The organism is Flavobacterium sp. (assembly GCF_017744675.1).
Lineage (GTDB): Bacteria > Bacteroidota > Bacteroidia > Flavobacteriales > Flavobacteriaceae > Flavobacterium.
The window spans coordinates 521,666-539,653 of sequence record NZ_JAGIAV010000001.1 but is presented as its reverse complement, the minus strand read 5'-3'; the positions used below and the strand labels follow the sequence as shown (position 1 = coordinate 539,653).

Sequence of the window (17,988 nt, the reverse complement as noted above, 5' to 3'; positions counted from 1 at the left end):
AATTCTTCTAAAATAAAATTTTCAAACATTAAAAAAACGCTAAGAACATTTTTGAGATGTTACGTAGCGTTTAGTTTTTATGAACCATTAAGTTCATTTAGAAAATTAAGATCAAATCTAGTTAAGCTTAATAAACTTAATATCTTAATGGTAAAATATATTTACAACGTTGAAATTGCTTTCTGGATTCTAGAAATAGTTTCTGTCTTTCCAATAATTTCTACAATGTCAAATAGGTGGGGACCTTTTAAAGCTCCAACCAAACTTAGACGGAAAGGTTGCATCACTTTACCCATTCCGATTTCGTTTTTGGTTAACCAATCTTTCACCACTGCTTCAATATTTGCTGAAGTAAAATCTTCAATGTTTTCTAAAACAGAAATCAATTCTTGCATTAAAGTTGGAGTTTCTTCTTTCCAATTTTTGCTTGCTTTCTCATCGTAAGATGTTGGACCTTGGAAAAAGAAATCGGTCAACTCCCAAAAATCAGAAACAAAATTGGCTCTTTCTTTAATTAGTGATACAATTCTAGTTGTCACTTCGAGCGGAGTCGAGAAGCCTTTTTCTACCAAAATTGGAGAGAAAGTTTTTGCTAAATCTGCATCATTTTGTTTTACTAAATATTGGTGGTTGAACCATTTGTTTTTCTCAGGATCAAATTTTGCTCCAGCTTTGTGAACTCTGTTTAAGTCAAAAGATGCTGCCAATTCTTCTAAAGAAAATAATTCTTTATCTGTTCCATCATTCCATCCAAGCAAGGCAAGGAAGTTTACAACTGCTTCTGGGAAAAATCCTTTTTCTCTGTAGCCAGATGAAACGCCTTCTTCTGTTTTCCATTCTAGCGGAAATACTGGAAATCCCATTTTATCTCCATCTCTTTTTGATAATTTACCATTTCCAACTGGTTTCAAAATCAACGGTAAGTGTGCAAATTCTGGAGCTTCCCAACCAAATGCTTTATACAATAAAACGTGAAGTGGCATAGATGGCAACCATTCTTCACCACGAATTACGTGTGAAGTTTCCATTAAATGATCATCGACGATATTAGCTAGATGGTACGTTGGCATTCCGTCACTTTTGAATAAAACTTTATCATCCAAAAGATTAGTTTCAAACTTAACATCACCACGAATGATATCTTTCAAATGTAAAGTTTCATCAACTGGAGTTTTAAAACGGATTACATAATGTTCGCCATTTGCAATTCTCTTTGCAGTTTCTTCAGCAGAAATTACTAACGAAGTATCTAATTTTTCGCGATTATGGTGATTATAAATAAATGTTTTCCCTTCAGCTTCGTGTTGTTTTCTATGTGCATCCAAAGCTTCTGGAGTATCAAAAGCATAATAAGCCCAACCAGAATTTATTAATTGATCGGCATATTGCTGGTAAAGATTTTTACGTTCGCTTTGTCTGTACGGACCAAATTTTTCATTTTTTCCAACAGTTTCTTCAGGAGCAATTCCTAACCATTCAAGAGCTTCCATAATGTAAGCCTCTGCACCAGGAACAAAACGAGTCTGATCTGTATCTTCAATTCTTAGATAAAAAACACCGTTATGTTTCTTCGCAAATAAATAATTAAATAAGGCAGTACGAACTCCGCCAATATGTAATGGTCCAGTCGGACTTGGTGCAAAACGCACACGAACTTGCTTTGACATTTGTTTAAATTTTGATGCAAAGATACGACTCTGAATTAGAAAATTAGACAATGAGAAAATTAGATAATTCGTCGTGTTAAGCTTAATTGACTAATTTTCTAATTGAACATTATCTAATTAATAATTACTACTTTTATAGGTTATAATTAAAAGAGATTTATTTTGAAGACATCATCTGCAATATATCAAAAGCTAGAGGCTTTCATTAAGAAATATTATACCAACGAATTAATAAAAGGGATCTTACTTTTTACCGGTTTTGGTTTGTTATATTTTTTGTTTACGCTTTTTGTGGAATACTTTCTTTGGCTAAAACCATTAGGTAGAACTTTCCTTTTTTGGATTTTTATTGCTGTTGAAGTTTTCCTTTTGGTACGTTTAATTTTGTTTCCAGTATTCAAATTATTCAAACTTCAAAAGGGAATTGATTATACTCAAGCTTCAAAAATTATCGGAAATCATTTCACAGAAGTGAGCGATAAGCTGACAAACTTTTTGCAATTATCTTCAGAGAATAATCCTGAAAGTTCAGAATTAGTTTTGGCTTCAATCGAACAAAAAGCAAATTCTTTGCAACCAATTCCGTTTGGAAATGCCATCAATTTTAAAGCAAATAAAAAATATTTGCCATTGGCTTTAGTTCCAATTTTGCTTTTTGCCGTGTTTTATATTTCTGGAAATAGCAATGTAATTTCTCAAAGTTTGAATAGAGTAGTGCATTTCAATTCTGCATTTTTGCCACCAGCTCCTTTTAAATTTGTGGTTTTGAATTCTAATTTACAAGCAGAACAAAACAAAGATTTTGTGATCAAAATGGAATCTGTTGGAAATGTAGTTCCAGAAAATGTGATGATACATATTGGTAACGAAAGTTATTTTATGGAATCTTCTCAACCTGGAAAGTTTGAATTTAAAGTAGAGAAACCGGCAGAAGATATTCGTTTTTCTTTTGAAGGAAATTCAGTTGTTTCAGAAGAATATGATTTGAAAGTTATCACTGTTCCGTCAATTGCAAACTTCGAAATGGTTTTAAATTTTCCTTCTTATCTAAAGAAAAAATCAGAAACAATTCAAGGAACTGGAAACGCAATTGTACCTGAAGGAACAACTGTAACTTGGAAAATGAACACCAAATCTACACAAGAAGTAACATGGAAAAGAGATAACGAACTATTCAAGTTCAATAAGGTAGAAAATGAGTTTAAATTGGCTAAAAATATTAGTCAAAATACAGAATATCAAATTCTTACGTCTAACGATAAGGTTAAAAACTATGAGAAATTAGACTATCAGCTATCTGTGATCAAAGATCAGTATCCAACCATCAATGTAGGGCCTGCACCAGATAGTTTGAAGCTAGATAAGAACTATATTTTAGGAAGATTGGGTGATGACTACGGACTTTCAAAACTTCAAATTGTATATTACGAACGTAACAAACCTCAATCTGCTAAGCGTGGAAACATTCCTGTAAAGGCTGGAGTATTTGATCAGTTTGTTTTTAATTTTCCAAGTAATCTTCCAGTTGAAGAAGGCGTTTCATACGAATACTATTTTGAAGTTTTTGATAACGATGCACCGCACGGATTTAAGAGTACAAAGTCTTCTACGTTTTCAGATCGTGTAGCTACAACAGATGAAATTCAAGATCAAGAATTACAACAGCAAAATAATAATATCAATAGTTTGTCTAAATCTTTAAAGAACCAAACGAAGCAGATTTCTGAAATGGATAAGCTTCAAAATACAGGAAAAGAAAAAGACAATTTAGAGTTTAAAGATCAGCAGAAGATTAATGATTTTATCAAACGTCAGAAACAACAAGACGAAATGATGAAACAATTTTCTGAGAAAATGAATCAGAATCTAGATAAGTTTAAAGACGATAAGAAAGATAAAACAGCTGAAGATTTACAAAAGCGTTTAGATAATGCTCAGAAAGATTTAGAAAAGAATCAGAAATTATTAGACGAATTGAAGAACTTGAATGATAAATTAAACAGTGAAGAGCTGTTTGATAAAATGGAAAAGTTCAAACAAATAAGTAAAAACCAATCTCGTAATTTAGAACAATTGGTGGAGTTAACCAAGCGTTTTTATGTTTCTAAGAAAGCAGAACAAGTTGCTGAGAAATTAAATAAACTGTCAGAACAACAGGAACAGTTATCAAATAAAGAGAAAGAAAATACTAAAGAAAAGCAGGACGAAATAAATAAATCTTTTGATAAGATTCAGGAAGATCTAAAAGATTTAAAAGAGGAGAATAAAACTTTAAAGAAACCTTTGGATATTCCGTCTGATGCTTCTAAAGAGAAAGATGTAGACAATGATCTTAATAAAGCTTCTGAAGAATTGAGCAAAAAGAATACTTCTGGAGCTAAGCCAAAACAGAAAAGTGCGGCTAAGAAAATGAAGAATATGGCTCAAGATATGCAGAGCGAAATGGAAGGTGGAGAGCAAGAACAATTGGAAGAAGATGTAGCAATGCTTCGTCAGATTCTTGATAATCTTTTGGCTTATTCTTTATCGCAAGAAGATGTGATGAAACAATTCAAAGCAATGAAATTAGGTTCGTCAACCTTTACAAAAAACATCAAGATTCAGCAGAATTTGAAACAACAGTTCAGACATGTTGATGATAGTTTGTTTGCACTTTCATTACGTAATCCAAAGGTAGCAGAAGATGTAACTAAAGAAATTGGAAATGTACAATACAACATGGACAAGGCCATTGAAACTTTAACCGATGTTCAGATTCCTAGAGGAGTTTCACACCAGCAATATGCCGTTTCATCTGCTAATAAGTTAGCCGATTTCTTAAGTGATTTATTGAATAATATGCAAATGTCAATGTCTAAACCAGGATCTGGAAAACCAAAACCAGGTGACGGACAAGGAATGCAGTTACCAGATATTATTCAGAAACAAAAAGGTCTTGCTGATAAGATGAAAGACGGAATGAAATCAGGACAACAACAAGGTGATAAACCTGGTGAAGGAAAAGATGGAAAGTCTGGACAAGGACAAAGTGGTCAAGGAAAAGAGGGGCAGGGCAAAGAAGGGCAAGGAAGCAAAAGTGGCGATAAAGGTTCTTCTGGTAAAGACGGAAAGAATGGTAAAGGAGAAAAAAATGGAAGCGATGGTGAAGATGGAGAAGGAGATGCAGAAGCTATTATGGAGATTTACAAAGAGCAAGTTAAACTGAGAGAAGCATTGCAAAAAGAATTAGCAAAGAAAGGTTTGGACTCTCAAGGTAAATCTGTAATTGACCAAATGAAGCAATCTGAAAAACAGATTTTGAATAAAGGTTTTAAGAATGAGAACCTACAGCGCATATTAAATATCCAACAAGAACTTTGGAAATTAAACAATGCAGTTCAGCAGCAAGGTCAAGATACACAAAGACAATCTGAAACAAATAAGGCTGAATTTACAAATCGTTCGAATGCTTTGCCAAGTTCATTATTGGATTATTTAAACAGTGTAGAGATATTAAACAGACAATCACTACCTTTGCGCTCGAATTTTAATCAAAAAGTTCAAGAATACTTTAACACAAAATGATAAATTTTAATTACGAAACAGATTTTACTTTAGGAGACGAGCAGGCTTTTAGCGACTGGTTAAGTGCTGTAATTGTTTCTGAGAACAAGAACGAAGGAGAAATCAATTATATATTTTGTGATGATGAATATCTTCATAAAATAAATATTGAATATCTGGATCACGATACACTCACAGATATTATCAGTTTTGATTATACTGTTGGTAACGAGTTGAATGGAGATATTTTTGTTTCTGTAGAACGAGTTGCAGACAATGCTAAAGACTTCAATGTTTCATTTGCTGAAGAACTTAAAAGAGTATTATCTCATGGTATACTACATTACTGTGGATACAAGGATAAAACAGATGAAGATGCTCAATTAATGAGAGCAAAGGAAGAAGAGAAGATGAAGATGTTTCACGTGGAACAGTAATTAAAACTCTTTAAAAAAAATGAAAATATGTTCCACGTGAAACCTTTTAGGTTTTGTTTTTTTAGAACGTTCCACGTGAAACATATTTTAAATAATGAGGTTAAATAATAACGTTCCACGTGGAACGTTATGTTGAAAATTGAATAAAAGATTAAATCGTTCCACGTGGAACGATTTTTTAGGTTTGATTTTCGTGAAAATAATATGAAGTTTCACGTGGAACGATATTGGGAAACTTGAATTTTTTGAATTGAAAAATCAAAACGTTTCACGTGGAACATGGTCTGAAAGTTCTGATTTGAAAGTTCTGATTTGAAAGTTTAGAATGGAAGTTTAGAATGGAAGTTTAGAATGGAAGTTTGAAATGGAAGTTTAGAATGGAAGTTTAGAATGGAAGTTTGAAATGGAAGTTTGAAATGGAAGTTTGAAATGGAAGTTTGAAATGGAAGTTTAGGAATGGAAGTTTAGGAATGGAAGTTTAGGAATGGAAGTTTAGGAATGTTTCACGTGAAACATTCCGATTTGAAGATTTGAAGATTTGAAGATTCCAGTTTGAAGATTCCAGTTTGAAGATTCCAGTTTGAACTTGAAATATGAAACCTCAAACCTGAAACAAAAAATATAGTTCCACGTGGAACAAGAAAAATATAAATGTAATTCTAGAAACCGCGTTAGCGGTTTTTGGAGAATAATAAAACAAAATGTTTTTAGAAGAATATGATGTAATTGTGGTTGGTGCTGGCCACGCTGGTTCTGAAGCTGCGGCTGCGGCGGCAAATTTGGGATCGAAAACTTTATTGGTAACAATGAGTTTGCAAAACATTGCACAGATGTCTTGCAATCCTGCGATGGGAGGAATTGCAAAAGGACAGATCGTTCGTGAAATTGATGCGCTTGGAGGATATTCAGGAATTGTTTCAGATAGAACTGCAATTCAATTCAAAATGCTGAATAAATCAAAAGGACCTGCAATGTGGTCGCCGAGAGTTCAAAGCGATAGAATGCGTTTCGCAGAAGAATGGAGAATGATGTTGGAGAAAACTCCAAATCTTGATTTTTATCAAGAAATGGTAAAAGGGTTAATTATTGAAAACGGAAAGATAAAAGGAATTAGAACTTCACTTGGAGTGGAGATTCGTTCCAAATCTGTGGTTTTGACAAATGGTACTTTTTTGAATGGTTTAATTCATATTGGAGAAAAACAATTCGGAGGAGGTAGAGCAGGAGAAAGTGCTGCAACCGGAATTACAGAAGATTTGATCAAGGCAGGTTTTGAAGCTGGAAGAATGAAAACAGGAACGCCACCTCGAGTAGATGGACGTTCTTTGGATTATTCTAAAATGAACGAAGAAAAAGGAGATGCAAAGCCAGATAAGTTTTCATACTCAGATTTGACAACTTCGTTAACACATCAACGTTCTTGTTACATGACGTACACGTCGTTGAATGTTCACGATATTTTGAGAGAAGGTTTTGATCGTTCCCCAATGTTCAACGGAAGAATCAAAAGTTTAGGGCCAAGATATTGTCCATCGATTGAAGATAAAATAAATCGTTTCGCAGATAAAGAGCGCCATCAATTATTTGTGGAGCCAGAAGGATGGAATACTTGCGAAGTTTATGTAAACGGATTTTCAACTTCACTTCCAGAAGACATCCAATTTAAAGCGCTTCGTTCTGTAGCAGGTTTTGAGAATGTAAAATTCTTTAGACCTGGTTATGCTATAGAATATGATTTCTTTCCACCAACACAATTAAAGCATACTTTGGAAACTAAGTTAGTTGAAGGATTGTACTTCGCTGGACAAATCAACGGAACAACAGGTTACGAAGAAGCAGCTTCTCAAGGTTTGATGGCTGGAATAAATGCACACTTGAAAGTTCACGAAAAAGATCCATTAATTTTAAAACGTGACGAAGCATACATCGGAGTTCTTATTGATGATTTGATTACGAAAGGAACAGAAGAACCATATCGTATGTTTACATCTAGAGCAGAATACAGAACATTGTTGCGTCAAGATAATGCCGATTTCAGATTGACTCCAATGTCATACGAAATTGGTTTAGCTTCTGAAGATCGTTTGCGAAGAATGGAAAAGAAACTAAACGAATCTGAAAAGATGGTTTCGTTCTTTAAAGAAACAAGTGTGACAGTTGCTGAAACAAATCCGATTTTGGAAGCCAAAGAATCTGCTCCAATTTCGCAAGGAGATAAAATGTTTAAGATTTTCTCTCGTCCGCAAATTGAGCTAGAAGATATGTTGAAGTTTGAAAAAGTTTCAGCTTACATTGAAGAGAACGAACTTGACGAAGAAATTGTAGAGCAAGCCGTAATTCAGGTAAAATATTCTGGATATATCGAAAAGGAAAGAAACAACGCAGATAAGTTAAATCGTTTGGAAGAAGTAAAAATTCCAGACAATTTCGATTATAATAAAATCAAATCAATGTCAATTGAAGCAAAACAGAAATTAAGCAAGATACGTCCTGTTACTATTTCGCAAGCTTCAAGAATAAGCGGAGTATCACCAAGTGATATTTCCGTGCTTTTGATTTATATGGGAAGGTAATTTTGGTTTCAAATTTAATGTTTCAAGTTATCTTGATTTAAACTTGCAAACATGAAACTTGAAACAAAAAACAATTGTTCCACGTGAAACCTTTTAATAAAAAAAGAAATGATATTTAGAAAATAAGTATCATTTTTAATCTTTCATAGAGAAAAAAAGAAAGTTGAAGCATGAACTATTTTGCAGAAAATTATTAAAAAAGAAGATTTGCAGAAACGTTGAATAATCAAGTTTTGATAAAAAGAGATTAAAAGAAGAATAAAAAGAAAAAGACTAAAAATCCTAAAAGCGATAAATTTCGTTTTTAGGATTTGCTATAAATTAAACCCAATATCTATAAATTTAAAAAATGAACGTTTTAAACAAAAAACATTTTCTTACGGTAAAAGACCATTCTGTTTCAAAAGAAATTTTTAATTTGTATTATGATGAAGAATTAGATATGCTAATTACTTCTCCACAACCCGAACTTGAAAATTTGGGAAGATATTACGAAAGCGAAGATTATATTTCGCATACAGACAACAAACGTTCGTTATTTGAAAAAGCATATCATTTCGTAAAAAATATTGCACTTCAAAACAAATTGAATTTAATCAATAGTCAGCAACCGCAAAAAGGAAGAATTTTGGATATTGGTGCTGGAACAGGAGATTTTCTTTTAACAGCAAAAAATAATGGTTGGGAAACAATTGGAGTAGAACCAAGCGACCGAGCAAAAAATATTGCCAAACAAAAAGGAATTTCATTTGTAGAAGAAATTAGGGCTTTAGAAAATCATTCATTAGACGTAATTACGATGTGGCACGTTTTAGAACACGTTCCAGATTTAGAACACCAGATCCAGGAATTGAAGCGTTTATTAAAGCCAACTGGAACATTAATTGTTGCGGTTCCAAACTACAAATCGTTTGATGCAAATCATTATCAAACATTTTGGGCAGCCTATGATGTGCCAATTCACTTTTGGCATTTTTCAAAAAAATCGATTCAATTACTTTTTGAAAAAGTAGACATGAAATTAGAAAAGATCCTTCCAATGAAGTTCGATTCGTTTTATGTGAGCCTTTTGTCTGAAAAATACAAAACTGGAAAGATGAATTACATGAAAGCTTTTTTCATTGGTTTAAAATCAAACTGGAAAGCAAAAAGCTCAAAAGAATATTCATCGCATATCTATGTTTTAAAAAACAAATAAATAAACTAAAAAATATACCCAAAAAGCTATTTTGTCCTTTCGTGGCGAAATAGCTTTTTTCGATTAAAAAAAATAGACAAAAAACAGTCGATTTTATGTTATAAAGTTGAATTATTGCTATTATTTTTTCGATAAATAAAAACAATATCATAAAATTTACGCATTTTTTAAACTTTATGCTGATGCTATTGATTTTTTTATATTTTTGTCTTCAATACTTAAAAAAATAGAATTAAAAAAAATGAAGAAAGCATTAGTTATTATCGCACTTTCAGTTTTCGCAGTTTCTTGTAACAAAACAGCAGAGGTAAAGGAAGTAAAAACAGCTTACGTGGATACTTCGGTTTTGATGAAAGAATACACTGAGGCAAAAGATTTAGAGGCAAAGTACAAAGCTCAAGCGGAAGAAAAAGGTAGACAATTACAAGCTGAGATTTCACGTTTTAAACAAGACGCTGCTAATTTTCAAAGCCAGGCACAAGCAAACGGTCAAGCTTGGGCGCAGCAAAGAGGTGCTGAGTTGCAAAAAAGAGAGCAGCAATTAGGTTATGCACAACAAGCATTAGCACAACAATTGCAACAAGAAAGTGGTGTTGAAATGGATTCTCTTGTTAGTGGAGTTAAAAAATTCATTAAAGATTACGGAAAGAAAAACGGTTACTCTTACATCTACGGAACAGGAGATGCCGCATCAATTTTGTATGCTGAAGATAAATACGATATCACAAAAGATATTGTAAAAGCATTAAATGACAAATACAAGGCAGAGCCAAAAGCAGATGCAAAACCAGCAGCTGAAACAAAAGAAGGCGAAGCTAAAAAATAAAACTACCAAACTAACTAAATTACTGAAAACCTAAATCCACTGCGATTTAGGTTTTTTCTTTTTATAAAAATGCGGTAATTTTAGTTTTTAATACAAGCCCAATGCAGAACGTTTCAGAAGCGGCAGCTTACACTTTACAATTCATTAATCAGACTCAAAAATCTATTTTCCTTACGGGAAAAGCAGGTACTGGAAAAACTACGCTCTTACGCGAAATTATCGCGACAACACACAAAAATACTGTGGTCGTTGCACCAACAGGAATTGCTGCTTTGAATGCAGGTGGCGTAACGATTCATTCCATGTTTCAGCTTCCGTTTTCTGCGTTCATTCCGTCGTACGATGCGAGTGCGCAATTTACAGAAACAGTAAAGTTTGAAAACAAAGAATCGCTTCGTCGCCATTTCAAAATGAATAATGTTAAGCGAAATGTAATCAAAAACATGGAGCTTCTGGTGATTGATGAAGTCAGTATGATGCGTGCCGATTTGTTGGACGCGGTCGATTTCATGATGCAGACCGTTCGAAGAAATACACAGCCATTTGGCGGAGTTCAAGTTTTGTTCATTGGAGACTTGCTTCAGTTGCCGCCAGTTATTCGTGATGAAGAATGGCGAACGCTGAAAAACTATTACCGCGGAAAATTCTTTTTCCATTCTCATGTTCTCCAAACGTATCCGCCGATTTATATCGAATTGTCAAAAATCTATCGCCAGACAGATGATGCTTTTATCTCGGTTTTGAACAATCTTCGAAATAATCAGATCACTCCAGAAGACATAGCCATTCTAAATCAGTATGTTAAGCCAGATTTTGACTTCAAGGAGAACAAAGGATACATCACACTCACAACGCATAATGCGAAGGCTGATGCTATCAACTCACAGTCAATCAGTGATTTATATGGTAAAGAATACGTTTACACACCATTTGTGGTGGGAGATTTTCCAGAAAAGATCTTTCCTGTCGAGGAAGAATTGAAATTGAAAGTCGGCGCGCAAATTATGTTCGTCAAAAATGATTTGTCTTTTGAGAAAAGATATTTCAACGGAAAGATGGGAATAATCAAATCGCTTTCTGATGAAGAAATCTTTGTTCATTTTCCAGAAGAAAACATGACACTCGAAGTAGAAAAGTACGAATGGAAAAATATCCGATACAAAGTCAACGAGCAAACGAAAGACATCGAAGAAGAAGTTTTGGGAACCTTTGCGCATTATCCGATCAAATTGGCTTGGGCGATTACGGTGCACAAAAGCCAAGGTTTAACTTTTGACAAAGCAGCGCTCGATGTATCGCAAGTTTTTCTGCCTGGGCAAGCCTATGTAGCACTTTCGCGTTTGCGTTCGTTAAACGGGCTTATTTTGCTTTCTCCGATGCAGATGAATGGTATTTCCAACGATCAAGACGTGATGGATTACGCTTTGAACAGAGCGACGGAAGAAACTTTAGAGAAAGCGCTTCACTTCGAAACCAAAAATTTTATTCATAACTATTTGGTTAACAGTTTTAATTGGGGAGAATTGGCACAAGAATGGCGAAACCATCGTTTTAGTTATAACGAAAATGCGGCAGGTTCTGAAAAAACGAAGCACGCAGTTTGGGCGCATAAACGAATGGAAATTATGGAGCAGCTTTTAGATCCTTCACAGAAATTCATTTCTCAACTCAATAAAATCTTCATCAAAGAAACGGTCGATTTGTTTTTTGTGAAAGAAAGGGTAGATGCTGCCTACGATTATTTCTTCAAGCCGATGGACAAATTGGTTGATGATCTGATTTATAAAATGGCCGAAATTCAAAAATTCAAAAAAGTAAAAGAATTCTACGAAGAGCTTAACTTTTTAGAAGATTTGCAGACCAAAGCTGTTTTGCGATTGATGAAAGCCAAACTATTGATCGAAGTTGTTGTTGCTGGCGAAGAAATCAGTAAAGAAAAACTAACGTCGCCAAATATTAAAAATTACAAAAGCAACAAAGCAGAAAGGATTCGCGAAGAGCTTAAAACGACAAATACAGACATTTTTAGAACCGAAGAGCCCGTTGCTCGATACAAATCGCCTAAGACGGAGAAAAACGAGCTTAAAACGGCTAAAAAAACGACAGTTGAAGAAACCTACGATTTGTGGATGGACAAAAATTCGGTAGAAGAAATTGCAAGAATGCGTAAATTGAACGTTCAGACTATCGAAGGGCATTTGATCAAATTGATTCAAGCCAAAAAAATTGAAATTGCCGATGTTCTGCCGTATGATAAAATTTTGGCTTTGCGGGAAGCTTTTCAGTTTTACCAAGAAGAATCTCTGAGTCCTTTGAAAGAAAAATATGGAGATGAATTTACTTGGGACGAGCTAAAAATGTTCAAAGCAAGTATCAATTAATTTTTGAGCGTCCTACGTGAAACATTGATTTCTACTTTTCAAAATTCTAATTTCTAACGCCTTAAATTATTTTTGATATGAAAACATTTAAAATTTTGCTAACAATTTTGGCCTTCAATTCTTGGTTTTTGAATGCTCAAGACTTGAAACCAGAATATCAAAAGTTCATTTCGAAATTTATTGAAGAAGTAAAAACTAGCGATAAAGAGGCCGTTGCAAAACGAATCAAATTTCCGTTTAAGCGAGATTATCCAATTCCTTCGGTTAAGGATAAAGCCGATTTTGTAAAAAGATATAATCAAATTTTTGATAAAGTTTTGATTCAAAAAATAACAAAATCAGATCCTGCAAAAGATTGGTCAGAAGTGGGATGGCGCGGCATCATGCTAGATCGAGGAGATTTGTGGATCGATACCGATGGAAAAATTATCAGCATCAATCACCAATCTGATGAAGAACTGAAATTGAAAAATTCGCTAATCGCGGAACAGAAGAAAAATGTAAACACTTCCATTTCAAAATTTAAAGAACCTGTTGCAATTCTTGAAACTACTAAATTTAGAATCAGGATTGATGATTTAGGAAACAACAACTACCGCTATGTTTCTTGGTCAATCAAAAAGAAAATGACGGATACTCCAGATCTTGTAATGGAGAAAGGAGTTTTTGTTGCCGATGGAACGGGTGGAAATCATCATTACGAGTTTAAAAAAGGCAATTTCAGATATGAATGTCATTTTATCGTTTTGGGCGAAAAAAAATCGGCGCCTGCGGCGTTAATCGTATATCAGTCGGGAAAGGAAATTCTATCGCAAGATGCAAAGATTGTTTCACGATAAACAAAACATAAGCCTAATTCGTTTTGAATTAGGCTTATGTTTATAACGTAGAAATGACTTTTTCAAGTTCTTTTCCCTGATCTAGTAAAGTCAGTTTCAGTTTCTGTATAGAAACTTCATTTTCTTTAATTTTGATTTTTTGTTTTTGAATTTCTTCTTCGGAAGTAGAAGAAGTTAGAATTTTGCCTTCAATTTTTTGGTTGGCAATTTGAAGCTTTTCAATTTTATCTTTTGTAGATTTTAAATTGTTTTCAGATTTGACAAGACTTCTTTTTTTGGTTTCAAATTCCTTTTGCTCTTTTTTTAGCAAAGCTATTTTATCGTCCAATTTTTTGTGGTTTTCTTTCAAAGTGAGCTGCATTTGCGCTTCGGCTATTTTAAGATCCATGTCCTGTGAAGAAGTGTCTTGAACTTGTGCAAAGAAAGATTGAGAGCTAAGAAGCATCAAGAAAATCAGTGTTTTGAAGATTTTATCCATGATTTTTTAAATTTTTATGAGAGCTAAATTATGGGTTGGGTTTTAGAAATTTTGTCTCATAAATTTTTAAAAACAACAGAATAGGACAAAAGTTTATTGCTGAAAGTAATCGCTTTGTAATAAAATGGTTTTATGTTGAACAATTTTATTTACAATATTTCAGCCTTCAAACTTTATCCCTTTTGAAGAATTTCATGTAAATTGTTTTGTTGCTAATGACAACGGATATTTGGATACGGATGTTTCGCGTGGAACTTGTAAACGTTGAAAGAAATAATATGGCCAAGTTGATTTAATTCTATCGAAAAAAGGCCAAAAAAAATCCTGCTCTTTCGAACAGGATTAAAAGTATTTTATAGATTTTCAACTAGAATCCAAGCTTGTGGATTTTCGCCTTTTTGGATTTCTTTTTGAGCTTGTTCAGCCTCTTTCATCGTAGCATAACTTCCGTACAAAACAGGAAATAAACCGTGTTTGTTTTCTTTCAACATTCTTGCTTTATAACCATCTTTAAGTAATTGGTTGTAAGCTTTTCTAGCATTTTGCTCGCTTCTAAAAGCGCCTGCCATAATATGATATGGCATTGTTGGTTCAACAGTTTCAACAGCAGCAGAATCTACAGAAAGAGTTACAGCCGGAAGCGGACTTTTGATAAAGAAAGTAGCTTCTTGTATTTTGTTTTGCACTTTTTTCTGAACGGCTTTTTCTACAACAAGTGTTTGGTTATCAATTTGATTTTGATACAAAGGATAACCGATGCTTCCTGTAATTCCAAGTCCTAAAACTAGAATTGCAGCATAACGTAAAAACGGATTTGAAGATTTTGTTTCTTCTTCATTTTCGTATAATAAAACAGCATCTTTTTCTTTTGCCGCAATCTTTTCGATTTTTTTCTCGAAAGCTTCTTTTTTCACCATCGGAGAAACAAAAGGACTTAATCCAAAAGAAGTTGCCAGAAAATTAGTCTGGTCATTTGGTTTGAAAACAATGTTGCTCTCAGAATTTAAACGCAGTTCTCCAATATTTTTTAAAAGAATAACGCCACCTTCTTCCAAGGTTTTTTTCCAGTTCAAAACATCAAAAGCAATTGCACTAACAGCAAAACCATAAGATGTTTTTTCAGCTTGAGCAATATGATTTGCCAACAATCCATCGTTATTTTTGATACGGCTGTTGAAAGAAATGGTTTTTTTTGGAGGAAAAAACGAATTAGTGCTTTCATTCAGCTGCGCTGAGTGAGTTTCGGTTAAAAATGCACCAAATCCTGGAACCGTTACGCACTGATAACGATACAATAACTGTGAGATATATACTTCGATTTTCATATTAACAAAGTTATGCAACACGTATAGTTATCAAAATTTTATTCACAATTTTTATTAACAATTCAGAATTATTTTTATATAATTCGTTTTCAATTATTTAAGTCCTTTGTTTTCTTAGGTTTTATCTGCTTTCCAAAAATATACTTTTATTTTATTAAGAATTTACTTTGTTTTAATGATATTTGCGGTTCAAAAAAGTGAAATTAATTTTTCTATTTTACATAATGTTTTAAAAGTATGAGCGATCAAGATTTATTTAGTTTACTTGCCTTGTTGAAAGTTGATGGAGTGGGAGATATTTTGGGAAAGAAATTGCTTCATACTTTTGGATCTGCCACAGAGGTTTTTAAAGCGAAAAGTTCTCAGCTAGCTGCGGTTGACGGTATTGGATCTGTTTTATTGAAAAATTTGAAAGACAAAAGCATTTTTGAAAAAGCAGATCGAGAGCTGTCTTTCATAAAAAACAATACGATTCAGGTTTCTTTTTTTCAAGACGAAAGTTATCCAGAAAGGCTTAGACATTGTTTTGATGCTCCGATTTTACTTTTTACGGCGGGAAATATAGATCTTAAAAGCAAAAAGATAATTAGTATTGTGGGGACCAGACAAATCACTTCTTACGGAACAGATTTCTGCAGAAAATTGATAGAAGAGATAGCTCCTTTAGATCCCGTGATTGTTAGCGGATTTGCGTATGGAGTTGATATTGTAGCTCATCAAGCAGCGATGGATTTTAACTTGCAAACAATTGGGGTTTTGGCTCATGGCTTGAATCAAGTGTATCCTCGTACCCATAAAAAATACATGGCAAAAATGGAAGAGAATGGCGGATTCATAACAGAATTTTGGAGCGATTCAAATCCTGATAAAGAGAATTTTGTTCGCAGAAATCGTATAGTTGCTGGAATGACAGAAGCTACAATTGTTATTGAATCTGCAGATAAAGGCGGTTCATTAATAACTGCAAATATTGCCAATGAGTACAATCGAGATGTGTTTGCAGTGCCTGGAAGAGTCACAGATAAATACAGTCAAGGTTGTAACAATTTAATTAAAACCCAGAAAGCAAATGTATTGACAAGTGCCGCCGATTTGATTTATATGCTGAATTGGGATATTAAAGAAAAATCAAAAAGTATTCAAAAACAGCTTTTTATAGAATTACAGCCTGAGGAACAAAAGATCTACGATTTTCTTCAAAAAAATGGAAAAGAATTATTAGACCTCATTGCAATTGAATGCGAAATTCCAATTTTTAAACTATCTGGAATTCTGATAGGAATGGAGTTAAAAGGCGTAATTCGGCCACTTCCTGGAAAACTTTTTGAATCAATTTAACGCAGAAAATCCTATTTTTATTTTTTGGTAAAATGTTTGTACAATCGATACAAAATATAAATCAGCAATAAGCCGAAAATTATATTTAGGACTTTAAATAGATACGGAACATTGTAATCTTCAATATACTTATCCATCTTTTGTTTTTTAAATAGTTAATATTCTTGAAGTTACGAAATTAAAAATGGATTGAAGAATTATAAATCATAAAAAACGCTGATTCAATTCTGATCAGCGTTTCTATTATTTGATTATCTAAAGATCTATTTATTTCTCAAATCCAAGAACATTACGAACTTTTGCTAAAACTCCATCGGCAATTACAGAAGCTTTTGAAGCGCCTTTTTTCAATAAAGCATCTACTTCTTCAAGGTTGTTGATGTAGTAATTGTATTTTTCTCTTTCTGTTTTGAATTTCTCTGTAATCAACTCAAACAAAGCTTGTTTTGCATGACCATAACCATAATTTCCGCCAAGATAATTGGCTCTCATTTGTGCAGTTTGTTCTTCGTTTGCTAACAGCGAATAAATAGCAAAAGCATTACAAGTATCTGGATTTTTTGGAGCTTCAAGCGGAGTACTATCCGTTTCAATGCTCATAACTTGCTTGCGCAAAGTCTTATCATCCAAGAAAATGTTGATGATATTGTTGGCAGATTTACTCATTTTTCCTCCGTTTGTTCCAGGAATAAGCATAATATCTTCACGAACTTTTACCTCAGGAAGCACAAAAGTTTCTCCCATTTGGTGATTGAATCGAGAAGCAACATCACGTGTAATTTCTAAATGCTGCATTTGATCTTTCCCAACAGGAACAAATTCAGCGTCATACAATAAAATATCTGCAGCCATTAACATCGGATAGGTGAAAAGTCCAGCATTAACATCGTCTAAACGATCTGCTTTATCTTTGAAAGAATGTGCTAATGTCAATCTTTGAAATGGAAAAAAACAACTCAAATACCAAGTCAATTCTGTAGTTTGAACCACATCAGATTGTCTGTAAAAAGTAACTTTATCAGGATTTAAACCACAAGCAAGCCAAGCTGCAGCTGTGCTATACGTGTTTTCTCTTAAAGTTTTTCCGTCTTTAATTTGAGTGATTGAATGCAAATCGGCAATAAACAAAAAAGATTCATTTGCTGGATCGTTTGATAATTCGATTGCCGGAATAATTGCTCCTAATAAATTTCCTAAATGCGGTGTTCCTGTACTTTGAACACCAGTAAGTATTTTTGCCATTCTCGTTTTTTTCTGAAATGCAAATGTCGGAATGTTTTTTCTAACGACAAAGCTCGTCAAGATTTAAGCTTTGTTTTGGTGCCGATGTTACGCGGAGATCGCAGAGCTTTTTTCGCAGAGTGCGCTGAGTTTTTTGAGAGA

Annotated in this window: 12 protein-coding genes; 8 read left to right on the top strand and 4 right to left on the bottom strand. The window is 33.6% G+C overall.

Annotated features, from left to right (window positions below; all coding sequences use genetic code 11):
• Positions 1-161: 161 nt before the first annotated feature.
• Positions 162-1,667, bottom strand: coding sequence for a glutamate--tRNA ligase (gltX, locus tag J7574_RS02280; RefSeq protein WP_290963621.1), 1,506 nt, complete (start codon positions 1,665-1,667; stop codon positions 162-164).
• Positions 1,668-1,829: 162 nt separating this feature from the next.
• On the opposite strand from gltX, the gene J7574_RS02275 reads away from it, so the two are divergent.
• From J7574_RS02275 to J7574_RS02245, 7 genes are all read left to right on the top strand, one after another.
• The gene (locus J7574_RS02275) at positions 1,830-5,231 is read left to right on the top strand and encodes a DUF4175 family protein (RefSeq protein ID WP_290963618.1); all 3,402 of its coding nucleotides are present in this window, start codon (positions 1,830-1,832) and stop codon (positions 5,229-5,231) included.
• Entirely contained in the window at positions 5,228-5,647 is a 420-nt protein-coding gene (gene ybeY, locus J7574_RS02270) for an rRNA maturation RNase YbeY (RefSeq protein WP_290963616.1), read from the top strand. The genes J7574_RS02275 and ybeY overlap by 4 nt, the downstream gene beginning before the upstream one ends.
• A 701-nt stretch (positions 5,648-6,348) precedes the next feature.
• The gene (mnmG, locus tag J7574_RS02265) at positions 6,349-8,220 is read left to right on the top strand and encodes a tRNA uridine-5-carboxymethylaminomethyl(34) synthesis enzyme MnmG (protein WP_290963614.1); all 1,872 of its coding nucleotides are present in this window, start codon (positions 6,349-6,351) and stop codon (positions 8,218-8,220) included.
• Between the two features lie 349 nt (positions 8,221-8,569).
• Positions 8,570-9,418, top strand: coding sequence for a class I SAM-dependent methyltransferase (locus J7574_RS02260; protein WP_290963612.1), 849 nt, complete (start codon positions 8,570-8,572; stop codon positions 9,416-9,418).
• 241 nt (positions 9,419-9,659) lie between these two features.
• Positions 9,660-10,244: an OmpH family outer membrane protein gene (locus J7574_RS02255; protein WP_290963609.1), complete on the top strand. Its 585-nt coding sequence runs from the start codon at positions 9,660-9,662 to the stop codon at positions 10,242-10,244.
• A 101-nt stretch (positions 10,245-10,345) separates the two neighbouring features.
• Positions 10,346-12,625, top strand: a complete 2,280-nt coding sequence (locus J7574_RS02250; protein WP_290963607.1) for a helix-turn-helix domain-containing protein — start codon at positions 10,346-10,348, stop codon at positions 12,623-12,625.
• A gap of 77 nt (positions 12,626-12,702) precedes the next feature.
• A complete protein-coding gene (locus tag J7574_RS02245; protein WP_290963604.1) occupies positions 12,703-13,464 on the top strand; it encodes a hypothetical protein in 762 nt (253 codons plus the stop codon).
• 40 nt (positions 13,465-13,504) lie between these two features.
• Here J7574_RS02245 and J7574_RS02240 read toward each other — a convergent pair whose 3' ends face one another.
• Entirely contained in the window at positions 13,505-13,942 is a 438-nt protein-coding gene (locus J7574_RS02240; protein ID WP_290963602.1) for a hypothetical protein, read from the bottom strand.
• A 353-nt stretch (positions 13,943-14,295) separates the two neighbouring features.
• A complete protein-coding gene (locus tag J7574_RS02235) occupies positions 14,296-15,267 on the bottom strand; it encodes an SPOR domain-containing protein (protein ID WP_290963600.1) in 972 nt (323 codons plus the stop codon).
• Between the two features lie 237 nt (positions 15,268-15,504).
• Between J7574_RS02235 and dprA the strand changes: the two genes are divergently transcribed.
• Entirely contained in the window at positions 15,505-16,605 is a 1,101-nt protein-coding gene (gene dprA, locus J7574_RS02230; RefSeq protein ID WP_290963597.1) for a DNA-processing protein DprA, read from the top strand.
• A 267-nt stretch (positions 16,606-16,872) separates the two neighbouring features.
• Here the strand turns inward: dprA and trpS are convergent, their stop codons facing one another.
• Entirely contained in the window at positions 16,873-17,847 is a 975-nt protein-coding gene (gene trpS, locus J7574_RS02225; RefSeq protein WP_290963594.1) for a tryptophan--tRNA ligase, read from the bottom strand.
• Between the last annotated feature and the right edge of the window lie 141 nt (positions 17,848-17,988).